Source organism: Methylocystis bryophila (genome assembly GCF_027925445.1).
Taxonomy (GTDB): Bacteria; Pseudomonadota; Alphaproteobacteria; order Rhizobiales; family Beijerinckiaceae; genus Methylocystis; species Methylocystis bryophila.
This window is the reverse complement of record NZ_AP027149.1, coordinates 4,331,821-4,346,699: the sequence shown is the minus strand read 5'-3', so window position 1 is coordinate 4,346,699 and position 14,879 is coordinate 4,331,821. Positions and strand designations below refer to the sequence as shown.

The window sequence follows — 14,879 nt, the reverse complement described above, 5'->3', positions numbered from 1 at the left end:
GCCGCCGCTTTTCGCGCAACTAAGCCTTCGCCGCGGCCCGAGCGCGGGCAAGACGCGAGCATCTGATTGATTTATAAAAATATCAGCTGTCGCGTCGTTGTCACTTTGATGTCGCAAAACGCTGGTCGACACCGGCTAGCATTGCCTTCGCGTCAGGGCTTGCGGCCGGCGCCCTCGTTCTCGAGCCAGGAAGATCTTCGTCATGACTTTGCAATTTCTCAAGCGCGCCGCGCTGGGCGCGTTCGCTCTCGTCGCGACCGCGGGCGTCGCGCTCGCCGTCGACATCTCCGGCGCGGGCGCGACCTTCCCTTATCCGATCTATGCGAAATGGGCGGAGGCCTATAAGGCCGCGACCGGCGCGAGCCTGAACTATCAGTCGATCGGCTCCGGCGGCGGCATCAAGCAGATCAAGGCCCGCACCGTGACTTTCGGCGCTTCCGATCAGCCGCTCAAGCCCGAGGAGCTGCAGGCCGCCGGCCTCATTCAATGGCCGCAGATCATTGGCGGCATCGTTCCCGTCGTCAATCTCGAAGGCATCGCGCCGGGCGCCCTCACGCTGAACGGCGAGCTCATCGCAAAGATCTTCCTCGGCGAGATCACGAGCTGGGACGATGCGGCGATCAAGAAGCTCAATCCCAAGGTGAAACTCCCGCAGCTGCCGATCGTGGTGGCGCATCGCTCCGACGGCTCGGGCACCACCTTCAACTTCACCAATTATCTCTCCAAGGTCTCGCCGGCCTGGAAGGAGAAGGTTGGCGAGAGCTCGGCGGTGGAATGGCCGGTCGGCGTCGGCGCCAAGGGGAATGAAGGCGTCGCGAACACCGTCGCCAACACGAAGGGCGCCATCGGTTATGTCGAATACGCCTATGCGAAGCAAAATAAGATGACCTTCGCGAAGATGGCGAACAAGGACGGGAAAATCGTCGCGCCGACTTCCGAGGCTTTCCAGGCCGCCGCCTCCAACGCGGATTGGGCGAAGGCGCCGGGCTTTTATGAAATCCTGACCAATGAGGCCGGAGCCAAGTCCTGGCCGATCACCGCCGCGAGCTTCATCCTGCTGCCGAAGCAGCCGCAAGACTCCGCAGCCACGGCGGAAGCCCTGAAGTTCTTTGCTTGGGCCTTCGCCAACGGGGGCAAGGCCGCCGAGGAGCTCGACTATATTCCGTTGCCGGCGAACGTCGTCACCCTCATCAAGAAGACGTGGGCGAGCGAGGTCAAGGGCGCGGACGGCAAGGCTTTGTATTGAGACGAGCCTCAAGCGACGAGATGCGTCTTAAGGCCTAGACGGCAAACGGAAGATGCGTCCGCGAGGAGAGGAAGCACAAGTGAGCGAACGAGTCATGGATAGCGCGGCCGGGCCAAACCTCGGCGCGCTCGGAGCGCAGGTCTCCACAACGGCGGAGCGGGGGCGCGTGCTGCAGCGGCTCGCCCTCGTGGATGTCGTGTTTCGTCGCGCAACCTTCAGCTGCGCGCTCCTTGTGCTGATCCTCCTCGGGGGCGTCATTCTTTCGTTGATCCAGGGGTCATTGCCGGCTCTTGGCGCATTCGGCCTCGGGTTCGTCACGTCGCAGTCCTGGAACCCTGTCACCGAGAAATTCGGCGGGGGGCCGGCGATCTATGGCACGCTCGTCACCTCGGCGATCGCGCTGGTGATCGCCGCCCCGGTCGGCGTCGGCATCGCCGTGTTCCTCACGGAGCTGTGCCCAATAGCGCTGCGGCGCCCGATCGGCATCGCGATCGAGCTGCTCGCTGGCATCCCGTCGATCATTTACGGGATTTGGGGCCTCTTCATCCTCGCCCCGTTCCTCCAGACCTATGTTCAGCCCTGGCTCATCAATACTTTCAAGGAAGTTCCAGGCCTGAACTTGCTCTTCACCGGCCCGCCCTACGGCATTGGCATGCTCACCGCAGGCGTGATCCTCGGCGTCATGGTTTTGCCCTATGTCGCGTCGGTTTGCCGCGACGTCTTCGAGACGGTTCCAGTCGTGTTGAAGGAGGCGGCGTTCGGCATCGGCTGCACGACGACCGAGGTCGTCCGGCATGTGGTCATTCCCTACACCGCGGTCGGCGTCATTGGCGCGATCATGCTCGGGCTCGGTCGCGCGCTCGGCGAGACCATGGCCGTGACCTTCGTCATCGGCAACGCGCACAAGATCGCGACCTCCATTCTCGCGCCGGGCACGACGATCTCTGCGACGATCGCCAATGAATTCACGGAAGCGGTGGGCGATCTCTACACGTCGTCGCTGGTCCTGCTCGGCCTCATCCTCTTCGTCATCACCTTCGTCGAGCTTTCGATCGCAAGGTTTCTGCATATGAGCGTCGAACGCAAAGGGGGAGGTTGAGCGTGTCCATATACGCCCGCCGTCGCGTCGCGGATTCTATCGCGCGGAAGCTGTGCCTCGCCGCTGCAGTCTTCGGTCTCGCATGGCTCGTCGCCATACTCGTCGTGCTCATCTACGAAGGAGTGAAGGGCCTCTCGCCCGCCGTCTTCATGCAAATGACGCCGGCGCCGGGCAGCGCGGGCGGCCTGCTCAACGCCATCGTCGGATCGCTGATCATGACGGTGCTCGGCGTCGTGGTCGGCGCGCCGCTCGGACTCTTCGCCGGCACCTGGCTCGCCGAATATGGGAATAATTCGAAGCTCGCCATGGTCATTCGCTTCATCAACGACATCCTTCTGAGCGCGCCGTCGATCGTCATCGGCCTCTTCGTCTACGAGGTGATTGTCGCGCGGCAGAAGCACTTTTCGGCCTGGTCCGGAGCCGCGGCGCTGGCGATTCTGGTGATCCCCGTGGTCCTGCGCACCACGGAGGACATGCTGCGCCTCGTGCCCGGCTCGCTGCGCGAAGCGGCGACGGCGCTCGGTCTGCCGCGCTCCTACGTCATTCGCCAAGTCGCCTATCGCGCGGCGAAAGCAGGGCTTGTCACCGGCGTGCTGCTCGCCGTGGCGCGCGTATCCGGCGAGACGGCCCCGTTGCTCTTCACCGCGCTCAACAATCAATTCTTCAGCGGCGACATCAATGCGCCGATGGCGAGCCTGCCGGTCGTGATCTTCCAATTCGCGCTCTCGCCATACAAGGATTGGCAGCAACTGGCGTGGACGGGCGCTTTGCTCATCACCGCCGCAGTGCTGTTCCTGTCGATTACCGCACGCGCGCTCGGCGCACAGAGGGCAAAGGGATGAACGTGGCCTCGATCGTGAAAGCCGAACTTCCGACCAAGATATCTGTTCAGGACCTCGACTTCTTCTACGGCGGGCACCACGCTTTGAAGAATGTGTCGATTCCGCTGCACACGAACAAGGTGACCGCCTTCATCGGACCCTCCGGTTGCGGCAAGTCCACCCTGCTGCGTGTGCTGAACCGAATGTATGATCTTTATCCCCATCAGCGCGCCGAGGGCGAGGTGCTGCTCGACGGGGAGAACATTCTCGATCCTCGAGTCGATGTGAATCTGCTGAGGTCGCGCGTCGGCATGGTGTTCCAAAAGCCGACGCCGTTTCCGATGACGATCTACGAGAACGTCGCTTTCGGCGTCCGGCTCTACGAGAAGCTCTCGAAAACGGACCTCGACGGGCGCGTCGAGCAAGCGCTGCGCGGCGCGGCGCTCTGGAATGAAGTCAAAGACAAGCTGCACTCGAGCGGGCTCGGCCTCTCGGGCGGCCAGCAACAGCGACTGTGCATCGCGCGCAGCGTCGCCGTTCAGCCCGACGTGATCCTGTTCGACGAGCCCTGCTCGGCGCTGGATCCGATCTCGACCGCCAAGGTCGAGGAGCTCATGGACGATCTCGCGTCGCAGTACACGATTGCGATCGTGACGCACAACATGCAGCAGGCGGTGCGCGTCTCCGACTTCACGGCTTTCATGTATCTGGGCGAGCTCGTCGAGTTCGCGGAAACGGACGCCGTGTTCACGAGTCCGAAGGAAAAGAGAACGCAGGATTACATCACGGGTCGGTTCGGTTAATATTGTCCAAGTCCAAACGCAATTGATCTGCGGCGTTCTCAGCCGCTTCAGGGACAAGAGCAATGAGCGAACACACCGTCAGAGCCTACGATCGAGACCTCGAAGCGCTCGATCGCAAGATCTCAGAAATGGGCGGCATCGCCGAGAAGATGCTTTCCGACGCAATGGACGCGCTGTCGACCTTCGATGTCGCATTGGCGCAGCAGGTGGTCGCCACTGACCAGCGGCTGGACGTCCTGCAGCGCGAGATCGAGGAGGCGGCGATCCTGACGATCGCGCGTCGCCAGCCACTCGCGGTCGATCTGCGCGAATGCATCGCCGCGATCCGCATCTCGGGGGATCTCGAGCGCGTCGGCGATCTCGCCAAAAACATCGCCCGACGCGCGACCGAGCTCGTCGACGAGGCGCGCACGCTGCGCGCGATCATCGGCTTGAAGTCGATGCACGATCTCGCCGCCCTGCAGCTCAAAGAGGTTCTGGACGCTTATGCGCAGCGGGACGCGGAGCGCGCTCGCGCCGTGTGGTTGAATGACGCCGATCTCGACGCTTTGGAAGATTCGGTGTTTCGCGACCTTCTCACCTTCATGATGGAAGACCCTCGTAACATCTCCTTCTGCACTCATCTTCTGTTCTGCTCCAAGAATCTGGAGCGGATTGGCGACCACACCACGAACATCGCCGAGACGGTCGTGTATCTCGCCTCCGGCGCGCCCATGCCGACCGACCGTCCAAAAACCCGGTCTTTTGGCCAAGCGGAGGAAAAACCGTAGGCCTGGGCTTTCAGTAACTAAGGCAAGGACATGAACGAAACCCGCACTCCCGTTCAGCGCGAGACGAACGCTAGCGACCGGGCGCCGCGCATTCTCATCGTGGAGGACGAATCGTCGCTCGCTCTGCTCCTCGTCTACAACATGGAAGCAGAAGGCTTCCTGGTCGAGCATGTGGATCGAGGGGACGAAGCGGAGCTTCGCATTGCCGAGTCACCGCCGGATCTCGTCATTCTCGACTGGATGCTGCCGGGGGTTTCGGGTCTCGAGATTTGCCGGCGGCTGCGGGCGCGCGATGAAACGCGCGACATGCCGGTGATCATGCTCACGGCGCGTGGCGAGGAAAGCGAGCGGGTGCGCGGTCTGTCGCTCGGCGCCGATGATTACGTCGTCAAGCCTTTCTCAATGGAGGAGCTGAAAGCGCGCGTGCACGCGCTGCTGCGCCGCGCCCGCCCCGAACGCGTCGCGAATAAACTCAGCGCCGGCGACATCGATCTCGACCGCGAGACGCGGCGCGTCAAAAGGGGGGGGCGCGAGATCCACCTCGGCCCAACCGAGTTCCGATTGCTCGAATATTTCATGGAGAAGCCAGGACGGGTGTTCACCCGCGCGCAGCTTCTCGACAGCGTCTGGGGCATGTCGGCGGAGATCGACGAGCGCACCGTCGACGTGCATGTCGGACGTTTGCGCAAGGCGCTCATCCGCTCGCGCGAGAAGGACCCGATCCGCACGGTGCGCGGCGCCGGCTATTCCTTCGATGAGACTTTCGGTCGCGGTTAGACCACGCTGCGTTCGAGAGCAATCGCCAGAACGCAGAGAAGGTGATCGATTCTAAAGGCTGAGAGCGCGATCTGTGCGAAAAGCCGCTTTCCAGTTTTTCGCATCGCGCTCCGGAGCCGTTCACGAAAATGCCCGAAGCGTTTTTCCGGTCAGGGCGTGCTTCAAGTTTTTAATCTGGAGCGCGTCCTCTTCGATCGCGTGATCGCGCGCGATTGGGGTGCGCTCTCGCGCCTTTCTCGCTCGAAAGGAATCGTTCGAGCGACAAGCAATCGCCCGAAATGAAAAGTTGAAGCGAACTCCGACCGCAAAAGTCCGGCAGCTTTTGCGGAATTCGCTTCAGCGGCCTCAGAGCCAGAAGCGCTCAGCGTCCAGAGCGCCCCGCCTGGCGACGGCGATCCGCTGCGTGAGGCTGATAAGCGATCCTCGCATGCTGGCGGCAATAAGGGCCTTCGCCATCCTCGTAACGCGAGCCGCAGAAGCGGAACTCCGGCGTCGTCGGGTCGCCGAGGGGCCAGTGGCACATCGTCTCGCGCAGCTCCATCAGCGTGACGCGCATCGAGATGGGAACCACCACCTCCTGATCCGGTCGCAGCGCCGTCGCGACGACGGGGCGGGGCGCCACGGCGAGAGCGAGATTGCCGATCACCATCGTGGCGCCGCCGCCGTTTCGGATCGGCGCCTCACAGGGCGCGGCGCGCGCCGGTCGCTGCGCGCGCGGGCGCGGCGCACTCGCCGCCTTGCCCCGCTCCGCCAATCCGAGTCGGTGAATCTTTCCGATCACGGCGTTGCGCGTCACGCCGGCGCCAAGCTCCGCGGCCACCTGAGCCGCGCTCAATCCTTCGAGCCAAAGCTTACGTAGCAGTTCAACCCGTTCTTGCGTCCAGGACATATGGGCCTCCGTTCGACGGTCGCGCCGTTATCGGCTGCGACGCCGATCTGAGAATCCAATAGAGTTCGCCGAGTCAGGCAGGCTGACGGCGGCAATTCACGCGAACTCGAGAGAAGACGTCGAGTGACCGAAGGCCATCGACGACAGATACGACGTTACTCTTTGCAGTGAATCACGCGCAAGAGTCACAGGCAAGGGAAAGGCGCGTTCCCCACAGTCTTTCCTGAGGATTGTCACCGAAAGCGCATAGTTCGCGCGCGGCGGGCGCGAGACCGGCCGAGCTAACTTGGGCCGAACCGCAGATCGCGCCCAAATTGCAAGGCGCCCCCCAATGGTGCATTAATTTGTGCAAGAGACGGCGCGTCCGCCTCATCCCTCTGAACGCCCTGCACCCTCAATGGACGAAGCTATCGCCTCACTGGATGACGCCATCGCGGCGCGCGATCCGCTCCCGCTCGTTGCCGGCAAGAGTCCTGCCGACACGCGCGTCGTCGTCGCCATGTCCGGCGGCGTGGATTCGAGCGTCGTCGCGGCGATGCTGAAGGAAGCGGGCTATGACGTCGTCGGCGTCACGCTGCAGCTCTACGATCACGGCGCGGCGATCCAACGCAAAGGCGCCTGCTGCGCCGGTCAGGACATCAGGGACGCCCGCGATGTCGCGGGGCGTATCGGCGTCCCGCATTATGTCCTCGATTACGAGCGCCGTTTCCGGGAGAAGGTCATCGACGGCTTCGCGGCGAGCTACGCCAGCGGCGAAACGCCCGTGCCCTGCGTCGCCTGCAATCAATTCATCAAATTCGCGGATCTGTTCGAGACGGCGCGCGACCTTGGCGCCGACGCTCTCGCGACAGGCCATTACGTCTCGGCGCGCATGGACGCGTGGGGCGAGCGCGCGCTTTATCGCGCCAAGGAAGCCTCGCGCGACCAAAGTTATTTCCTGTTCGCGACGACCAAGGAACAGCTACGCCTCTTGCGCTTTCCGCTCGGCGAGTTCGCCAAGAGCGAGGTTCGCGCGCTCGCTCGCCGTTACGGTCTGAGCGTCGCCGAGAAGCCCGACAGCCAGGATATCTGCTTCGTGCCTTCCGGCCGTTACGCGCAAGTGGTCGAGCGCTTGGCGCCGCAGGCGATTATTCCCGGCGAGATCGTCCACATCGACGGGCGCGTGCTCGGTCGCCACGCCGGAGTCGTGAACTACACGGTCGGACAAAGACGCGGGCTGGGCCTGGGCTCTTCCAGGTCCGCCAATGCGAGCGAGCCGCTCTTCGTGGTGCGGATCGACGCCGCCCGCGCGAGGGTGATCGTCGGCCCGCACGAGGCCTTGGAGACCAGCGCGGCGAGCCTGCGCGACGTCAACTGGATCGGGCCGGGAGCCTTCGCCGATCTCCCCCCCGAAGGGCTCGAAGTTTTCGCGCGCGCGCGCTCGACGCGCCCGCCGGTCGCCGCCCGGCTCCTACCGCGCGGAGCAGGGGAGGCGATCGTCGCCTTCGAAGTGGGCGAGTATGGGGTCTCTCCCGGTCAGGCCTGCGTCTTCTATGAGAATGGGGGGCCAGACGCACGCGTGCTCGGCGGGGGATTCATCCAAGCGACGCAGCCGGCGCAAGACCAATCTGCGCGCGAGCTCTCCTCGTGAATGCAGAAGACGGGGTCCCTAAACCGAGAACGCTGCCAATCGCGCTCTAAAGCTTTGGTGTGGGCTTGCGCTCGAGCGCAGCGTGATCTCGTCGCGAGGCGATGACCGGCGCAAACTCCGCTACGACCCGTTCATAGACCTGCCGTTTGAAGGGCACGATGAGCTCGGGCAGCCGGGCGGGGTCCTCCCAGCGCCAATCGTCGAATTCCGGCCTATGGGCGCCATTGGCGGGATGGTGGATGTCGATCTCGGCCTCGCGCCCGGTGAAGCCTAGGGCGAACCATTTCTGCGTCTGCCCCATATATTTTCCTTCCCAGCGCCCGCCGACGCCCGGCGGCAAGTCGTAGCTCAGCCAAGGCTCGATCTCGGCGAGCCGCTCGACGCTGCGGACATTCGTCTCTTCCCAGAGTTCGCGCAGCGCCGCCGCATAGGGTTCTTCGCCATGGTCGACGCCGCCTTGCGGCATCTGCCACTCATGCTGCGCATCGAGCCGGTCGTGCGGCGCCTTCGGACGGCGCCGGCCAATGAGGGCCTGCCCCGACGCATTGAGCAGCATCACGCCGACGCAGGGTCTGTAGCGTCCGCTCATAGCGGGGCCTCTCCGGCTGTCTTCGCGCTCGTGATTTTCTCGATGATCGAGAAGATGGGCGCGCGGGCGACCGCCCGTTCATTCGCGGTCAAGCGGGAATCGAGAAGGCTCATGAGTCCAACATAGCCCGTGAAGCGGCCCATGAGCCAGCGCCAATCCACTTTCATCTCGAGCGCGTCGCGGGGTCGCGTTACGGCTCGCTTTCTCCAAAGAGCCCTGGCTGGGATGGGGCGGCGGTCGGCGGCGCGAGCCCCAAATGTCGGAAGGCTGCGGCGGTGAGCACGCGGCCGCGCGGCGTTCGCTGCAAAAAGCCCTGCTGCAGAAGATAGGGCTCGATGATGTCCTCGATCGCGTCGCGCGGCTCCGCGAGCGCCGCGGCGATGGTCTCGATCCCGACCGGCCCGCCCGAGAAATTCACCGCGACCATGTCGAGATAGCGCCGGTCCATCACATCGAGGCCGATGTCGTCGACCTCGAGCAGCGTCAGCGTCCGCGCGGCGAGCTCGCGCGTGATCTCGGCGGCGCCTTCGACGATCGCGAAGTCGCGCACGCGGCGCAATAGGCGGCCGGCGATGCGCGGCGTGCCGCGCGAGCGCCGCGCGATCTCGCGCGCGCCGCTCTCGTTCATGGCGATTTTGAGCACGCGCGCGCCGCGTGTGACGATCGTCTCGAGCTCCTCCACCGTGTAGAAATTGAGCCGCACAGGAATGCCGAAACGGTCGCGCAAGGGCGTGGTTAGCAGGCCGGCGCGGGTCGTCGCGCCGACGAGCGTGAAGCGCGCGAGGTCGATCTTGACGGAGCGCGCCGCCGGTCCTTCGCCAATGATAAGATCGAGCTGAAAATCCTCCATCGCCGGGTAGAGGATTTCCTCCACCGCCGGGTTGAGGCGATGGATCTCGTCGATGAAGAGCACGTCGCGCGGTTCGAGATTGGTGAGCTGCGCGGCGAGATCGCCTGCTTTGGCGATGACGGGACCGGAGGTCGAGCGAAAGTTGACGCCGAGCTCGCGCGCGATGATCTGCGCCAGCGTGGTCTTGCCCAGGCCGGGAGGGCCGACGAAGAGGACGTGATCGAGCGCGTCGCCGCGCGCCTTGGCCGCCTCGATGAAAACTTTCAGATTGTTGCGCGCCGCCTGCTGTCCGGTGAAATCCTCGAGCGCGAGCGGGCGGATTGACGCGTCCTCGCGGTCGTCTTCTCGCTTTTCGGGCGTCAGCAGGCGACGGGGCGGCGTGGCCAAAGAGAATCGCTCCAACGGGGCCGATGGCCGGGTTTAGGGCCTGCGGCCCTTGAAGCCAAGCGGAGAAGAAGAGGCCGAAGGCTCGGGGCGGCATCCTCAAGATCACGCCGCGTTCAGACGGGATGCGCCGAGCGCGCAAACGTGATCAATTCCAAGCAACTAGAGGGCATTCTCAAGAGAAACCCCGCTTCCCCTGTTCGCGCCGCCGGATGAATGAGCCGTGCGCCGAATTTTAACCTATTTGCTTGCATATGCCTTCCATAAATGCGGAAACGCAATTCAAAATCCGGAGGCTCGAATCGATGCGACGATTTCTTCTCGCTTTGCCGATGATCTTTCTTTGTGCCGCGCCGGCCAGCGCTGGCGAGGCGGTGGTGGACAGCATTCTCGGCGGCGCCGCGGGCGGCCTGGTGCTCGGCCCGGTGGGGCTCGTCGGCGGCGCGCTCATCGGCGCGACGGCGGGGCCGGGCATCTCCCAGAGCTGGGGCCTGAGCGGCCACGGCCACAGCCACCATCGTCATCACGCCAAGCCGCGCCCGGCGCAAGAGGGCTGAGCGCGGCGCGTCGCGAAAGGAGAAGCGCCGACTGGCCCCGTCGACAAGCATCCGCGCGCTGTCCTGAGCCGATGGATGCAAACCAGCGAGGCTCAGCCTTTCGAGGGCCAGGTCAGGCGGTCGAGCGGCTCCATGGCGCTCGCCATGTCCCGGGCCGCCGCCATGTGCCTGGGGTTGTCCACGTCAAAGGTTTCCGTCGTCGCGCTCATCAGCAGCCCGCCATGCGGCAGATGTTCGGCCAAGACCGTGGGAGGGGGCGTGATCTTCTGGGCGAGCCAGGGAGAGAGATATTGTATCCACGCCGGAGCGAAATATGAGCTGGATTCATAGGACTCCAAGAGCGGGTGAGATTTGGCGTCCGCCATGACGGGATCCCAGGCGTCCACGATCGCCAGGAGAGCGGCACGAAATATCCTATAGGTCACGACAGCTGCATTTGGAGGAGATCGATATAAGGCGTCAGTCGCGAGTGTGACGTCATTGGCGAAGGGAAGTCCAAGAATCGAGCCGGCATGGCAGTGCAAGGTGAATCTGCAATCCTTCGGCGTATTGCGCGTGAACGCGCCGAACCGATAGCCGAATTCAGGCTCGGGCTCCCTCCAATCGTCCCGCGTCACTCCTGCTGCGATTTCCTTGGCATTTCGGTCGCGGACTTCCTCGAATCTCTCGGGACGCTTTACGCCGCAGGTCCAGAGACCGAATGCCGGATCAATCGCTTTCAAGGAATCGCTCATGCGCAGAAAACGCGCGGCGAGCTCGTCCGGCGTCTCGGCGCGCGCCTCCCAGTCGGCGCTGATAAAGAAGTTCTTGCTTTCGTTTTTGTCCTCAATGACGTTTGGCTTGCTCATCAGGGCGCCTCCGCAGGAACGAGGGATAATTCGATTTTTTGATACTTCGCTTTGAACCACTCACGGGCTTTTTCGCGAGCCTCGGGCTCGGCAAAGAACCACTCGACGTCGCGCGATCCGGCGGCCGCAAGCTGCCGGTCGGCTTGTGATAACCATCTGTTCTTGATTCTCTCGGCTAGAAATTCGTATTTCAACATTCTCGAAAAGCTGGGCCCCTTGGCTTCGATCATCGTCCCGTCGCTCTCGCGGCAATCGTCGAAAGTGACGCGTTTCCCCGTCCTCGGATTGATCAGACTCACCGCCATGCCCGGCGGCAGGGGTCTTTGCGGGTTATTCAACGCGCTGATCTGAAGCTGATAGGCTTTGGCGCGCTCAGAGGCGCCATGCGGAACGTCGGGCCCGGGATCGGGACAAAGCCTCGGCTCGTCGGGCGTGCTTTGCGAGGCTTGATCGGGCCAGTCGTCGGCGAGCGAATCCGCGTCGAAGACGAGGCTGCCGTTGAGGAGGCGGGCGATGGGGACGCCGGTGTCGCTGTCAGCGAAGATTCCATGGGCGCCCCGAGACGCGTAAGCGACGGTTTGCCGGCCGCTCTCGTCCTCGCCATACAAGCGCAATACGCCCGCCGGCTCGTCGAATGAGTAATGCAGGTCCGGCTGGCCGGGAATCACGCCCTCCGACACGCGTCCAGCGGGGGTGGGAATGAAAATCGCGCCGAGCGTGACGGCGGGGCCGGCCGCCGACTCCGCCAGTGTTCCGAGACCAGTAAGGAATTCGCTGCTCGCTACGGTGTCGAACAGCCCTTCCGCGAAAGTTCCGACGCCGCGCGTGGCCCTCAAAGCCTGGGCGTCTCGCGAGGCTTGCGTCGCCGCCGGCGGGAGTCCTCGCGCCGAAACCGGCTCTGTCGGCGTGCCGCCGCCGGTCCCCCATCTTCCGCTGCTTCTACCGTTGCCCGCAGGAATGCGGGGCTGGTTGGGATCATATTTGACGAAATCCCGACGCGGCGGCCCGAAGCCGAGCCCCTTCATCAAAGCGCTCGGCGACATGCCGCCGTCGAGCAGTTCTTCGGCAAGAAACAGCCGATAGGCGTCCTTGCGATCGTCCAACCGGGGGATGGCGGCAAAAGGCCAAGCGGATGTTGGCCAGCGCCTTCTCGCCCCGCCGCCAATAGCCTGAAGCGCCCTCCAAATGGCGGCGCAGCGCCGGCGAGGCAGGGCGCCCCTGCGCGGCCGCAAGCAGCGCGAGAAGTCGGTCTTCGTCCTCCTCAACGGCAAGGCAAGGCGCGCCAGAGGCGTCGCGCTTCATGCGGGCGAGTATCGTTCCGGCGCCGAGGACGAGCCCCTCCTCGCAGATTTCTGGAGCATATGCGACCGGTCGAGACCGCAAGCGCTTTTCAAATCGCTCTTCGAGCGCATCCCTGCGAAGCATCCGCATCTCCTAAGGGGTCATCCTTTTCACAGCCTAGCTGAGGGTAGAGCGAGTGTAAAGAACAAAAAGAGAACATTTGGTGTCATGCCAAAGGCTATGAGTCATGACCGACATGAGCCCATTCGCGCATCCCGATTGAGGTGATTGTCTCTGGTTGGGCTGTGAGCCTTCGCCAGGCGTCGCCGGCCTGGGGCCCTCCGTCGAATTGTCCAATAGCCTTCCGGGCCGCTCGCGTTGAAGCGATGCACCCGGTCGCGCAGCATCTGCCGATCGATCCCGCGGATCTGAGCCGCTTCAGCCTGATCCTTGCCGGTTTGAACCGTCGCCTATGACAGCAAGCGGCGGCTCTCTAGTCGAGCTCGAAAGCTTCTTCATAATTCAATAGCAGAGCCTGATCTTGCGCCTCTTTCCGCATGATGCAGTTGCCCACGGCTAGGAAGTCGAGATTAGTGCCCATGAAGCATTTGAACGCGTCCTCGGGCGTCGCCACGATGGGCTCTCCCCGGACGTTGAAGCTCGTATTCACCAAGACGGGGCAACCCGTCTTGGCCTCGAACGTCTTTAGCAGGCGATGATATTTTGGGTTCGTGTCTGCGTGAACCGTCTGAATCCGAGCCGAATAATCCACGTGCGTGACGGCGGGAACGTCTGATCGGGAGACGTTCAGCTTCTCGATGCCGAACAAGGCCTCCTCTGCCGGCGTCATCTCGCGGCGGCGGTTTTTTCGCACGTCCGCCACGAGCAGCATGTAAGGCGAGTCGCAGTCCAGCTCGAACCACTCCTCAACGCGTTCACGGAGAACGGAGGGCGCAAAGGGACGAAAGCTCTCGCGGAATTTGACCTTGAGATTGAGGTTCTTCTGCATCGTCGGCGAACGAGGATCGGCGAGGATCGAGGCGGCGCCAAGCGCGCGCGGCCCAAACTCGAGTCGCCCTTGGCGCCAGCCAACGGCTTGTTGCGATGCAAGCGCCTGCGCAGTCTCCTCGATGAGCGCATCGTCATCAACCACGTCGAACCGGGCGTTGACGGCCGTCAGTCGCCGTTCGATCTCACTCTGCTCGTATTCGGGGCCCAGATAGGAACCTTTCATCGCGTCGCGCCGCCCGGTCAGCTGGCGCGCGCCGCCTTCCTGAAGGTGATAGGCGGCAAGCGCCGCCCCAAGCGCGCCGCCGGCGTCGCCGGCCGCGGGCTGAATGAACAATCCTTCGAACAAGTCGTTGCGCAGGAGCTTGCCGTTGGCGACGCAGTTCAGAGCGACGCCTCCTGCAAGGCAAAGGTTCTTCTCCCCGGTCTCCCGTGCGACGGAGCGGGCGAGTCGCAACACAATTTCCTCGGTTACCGCTTGAATCGACGCCGCGAGGTCCATGTGCCGTTGTTCCAGCGGCTCATCCGGCTTTCTCGCCGGGCCTCCGAATAGTGTCTCGAAGTTCCTGCCTGTCATCGTAAGGCCGGTACAATATTCAAAGTAATCCATGTTAAGACGGTACGATCCGTTGGCCTTAACGTCGATCAGATGCTCCAAAATCAGCGGCGCATATTTCGGTTCGCCATAGGGCGCGAGCCCCATAACCTTATATTCACCGGAATTAACCTTGAAGCCGGTGTAATATGTGAACGCCGAATAGAGGAGCCCGAGCGAATGCGGAAACCGAATTTCCTTGATGATCCCGAGACGGGAGCCGGCCCCGAGTGACAGCGATGTCGTCGTCCATTCGCCGACGCCGTCCATCGTCAGCACGGCGGCGCGCTCGAAGGGCGAGGGATAAAACGCCGATGCGGCGTGTGAGAAATGGTGTTCCGAGAACAGCAGCTTCTCTGGCGCGGCAAGGGCGGCGTCGAGCCTCTTAAGCTCCTTTTGAAGCAGATCCCGCTGGAAGAGCTTCTCGTTCAACCACACAGGCATCGCTTTGCTAAAAGACCGGAAACCCCGGGGCGCGAAGGCCAGATAGGTTTCGAGCAAGCGATCGAATTTCACGAAAGGCTTTTCGTAATAGGCGACTCGATCGACTTTAGCGCCATCGACGCCGGCTTGCCGCAGGCAATAGCGGATGGCGTTCTCGGGAAAGCTCGCGTCATGCTTCTTGCGCGTGAAACGCTCCTCCTGCGCTGCAGCCACGATTTCGCCGTCACGAATCAGAGCCGCGGCGCTGTCGTGATAAAATGCGGAAATCCCGAGAACGATCATCTGTCG

Annotated in this window: 15 protein-coding genes and 1 pseudogene; 8 read left to right on the top strand and 8 right to left on the bottom strand. The window is 63.3% G+C overall.

Annotation, left to right across the window (positions count from 1 at the left end; translation table 11 throughout):
* Positions 1-202: 202 nt before the first annotated feature.
* The 6 genes from pstS (at position 203) to phoB (ending at position 5,516) form a co-directional block, all read left to right on the top strand.
* A complete protein-coding gene (gene pstS, locus QMG80_RS20135) occupies positions 203-1,246 on the top strand; it encodes a phosphate ABC transporter substrate-binding protein PstS (RefSeq protein ID WP_085770794.1) in 1,044 nt (347 codons plus the stop codon).
* A gap of 94 nt (positions 1,247-1,340) precedes the next feature.
* Entirely contained in the window at positions 1,341-2,345 is a 1,005-nt protein-coding gene (gene pstC / locus QMG80_RS20130; RefSeq protein ID WP_085770793.1) for a phosphate ABC transporter permease subunit PstC, read from the top strand.
* 2 nt (positions 2,346-2,347) lie between these two features.
* On the top strand, positions 2,348-3,187 hold the full coding sequence (pstA, locus tag QMG80_RS20125) for a phosphate ABC transporter permease PstA (RefSeq protein ID WP_085770792.1): 840 nt from the start codon (positions 2,348-2,350) through the stop codon (positions 3,185-3,187).
* Positions 3,184-3,969, top strand: a complete 786-nt coding sequence (gene pstB, locus QMG80_RS20120; protein ID WP_085770791.1) for a phosphate ABC transporter ATP-binding protein PstB — start codon at positions 3,184-3,186, stop codon at positions 3,967-3,969. Before pstA ends, pstB begins: the two co-directional genes overlap by 4 nt.
* Positions 3,970-4,031: 62 nt before the next feature.
* A complete protein-coding gene (phoU, locus tag QMG80_RS20115) occupies positions 4,032-4,739 on the top strand; it encodes a phosphate signaling complex protein PhoU (RefSeq protein WP_085770790.1) in 708 nt (235 codons plus the stop codon).
* A 30-nt stretch (positions 4,740-4,769) separates the two neighbouring features.
* Positions 4,770-5,516: a phosphate regulon transcriptional regulator PhoB gene (gene phoB, locus QMG80_RS20110; RefSeq protein ID WP_085770789.1), complete on the top strand. Its 747-nt coding sequence runs from the start codon at positions 4,770-4,772 to the stop codon at positions 5,514-5,516.
* 361 nt (positions 5,517-5,877) lie between these two features.
* Here phoB and QMG80_RS20105 read toward each other — a convergent pair whose 3' ends face one another.
* Positions 5,878-6,405 (bottom strand): GcrA family cell cycle regulator, encoded by a 528-nt coding sequence (locus QMG80_RS20105; RefSeq protein WP_085770787.1) that lies wholly within the window; start codon positions 6,403-6,405, stop codon positions 5,878-5,880.
* Between the two features lie 397 nt (positions 6,406-6,802).
* Between QMG80_RS20105 and mnmA the strand changes: the two genes are divergently transcribed.
* Complete coding sequence (gene mnmA, locus QMG80_RS20100) at positions 6,803-8,035, top strand: tRNA 2-thiouridine(34) synthase MnmA (protein WP_085770786.1); 1,233 nt, start codon at positions 6,803-6,805, stop codon at positions 8,033-8,035.
* Positions 8,036-8,081: 46 nt separating this feature from the next.
* On the opposite strand, the gene QMG80_RS20095 is transcribed toward mnmA, so the two are convergent.
* Genes QMG80_RS20095 through ruvB form a run of 3 tightly spaced genes read right to left on the bottom strand, consistent with a single transcriptional unit; the run spans position 8,082 to position 9,861 of the window.
* Positions 8,082-8,624, bottom strand: coding sequence for an RNA pyrophosphohydrolase (locus QMG80_RS20095; RefSeq protein WP_085770785.1), 543 nt, complete (start codon positions 8,622-8,624; stop codon positions 8,082-8,084).
* Positions 8,621-8,791 (bottom strand): hypothetical protein, encoded by a 171-nt coding sequence (locus QMG80_RS20090; RefSeq protein ID WP_158658621.1) that lies wholly within the window; start codon positions 8,789-8,791, stop codon positions 8,621-8,623. The genes QMG80_RS20095 and QMG80_RS20090 overlap by 4 nt, the downstream gene beginning before the upstream one ends.
* Before the next feature lie 23 nt (positions 8,792-8,814).
* Complete coding sequence (gene ruvB, locus QMG80_RS20085) at positions 8,815-9,861, bottom strand: Holliday junction branch migration DNA helicase RuvB (RefSeq protein WP_085770784.1); 1,047 nt, start codon at positions 9,859-9,861, stop codon at positions 8,815-8,817.
* A gap of 302 nt (positions 9,862-10,163) precedes the next feature.
* On the opposite strand from ruvB, the gene QMG80_RS20080 reads away from it, so the two are divergent.
* Complete coding sequence (locus QMG80_RS20080) at positions 10,164-10,415, top strand: hypothetical protein (protein ID WP_085773545.1); 252 nt, start codon at positions 10,164-10,166, stop codon at positions 10,413-10,415.
* A 92-nt stretch (positions 10,416-10,507) separates the two neighbouring features.
* Here the strand turns inward: QMG80_RS20080 and QMG80_RS20075 are convergent, their stop codons facing one another.
* From QMG80_RS20075 to QMG80_RS20065, 4 genes and pseudogenes are all read right to left on the bottom strand, one after another.
* Positions 10,508-11,263, bottom strand: coding sequence for an Imm52 family immunity protein (locus QMG80_RS20075; protein ID WP_085770783.1), 756 nt, complete (start codon positions 11,261-11,263; stop codon positions 10,508-10,510).
* Positions 11,263-12,366, bottom strand: a complete 1,104-nt coding sequence (locus QMG80_RS20070; protein WP_158658620.1) for a hypothetical protein — start codon at positions 12,364-12,366, stop codon at positions 11,263-11,265. Before QMG80_RS20070 ends, QMG80_RS20075 begins: the two co-directional genes overlap by 1 nt.
* Positions 12,367-12,789: 423 nt before the next feature.
* Positions 12,790-12,990, bottom strand: a pseudogene (locus tag QMG80_RS21770) (helix-turn-helix domain-containing protein); the annotation flags it as partial.
* A gap of 47 nt (positions 12,991-13,037) precedes the next feature.
* Positions 13,038-14,873 (bottom strand): carbamoyltransferase family protein, encoded by a 1,836-nt coding sequence (locus tag QMG80_RS20065; RefSeq protein ID WP_085770779.1) that lies wholly within the window; start codon positions 14,871-14,873, stop codon positions 13,038-13,040.
* Between the last annotated feature and the right edge of the window lie 6 nt (positions 14,874-14,879).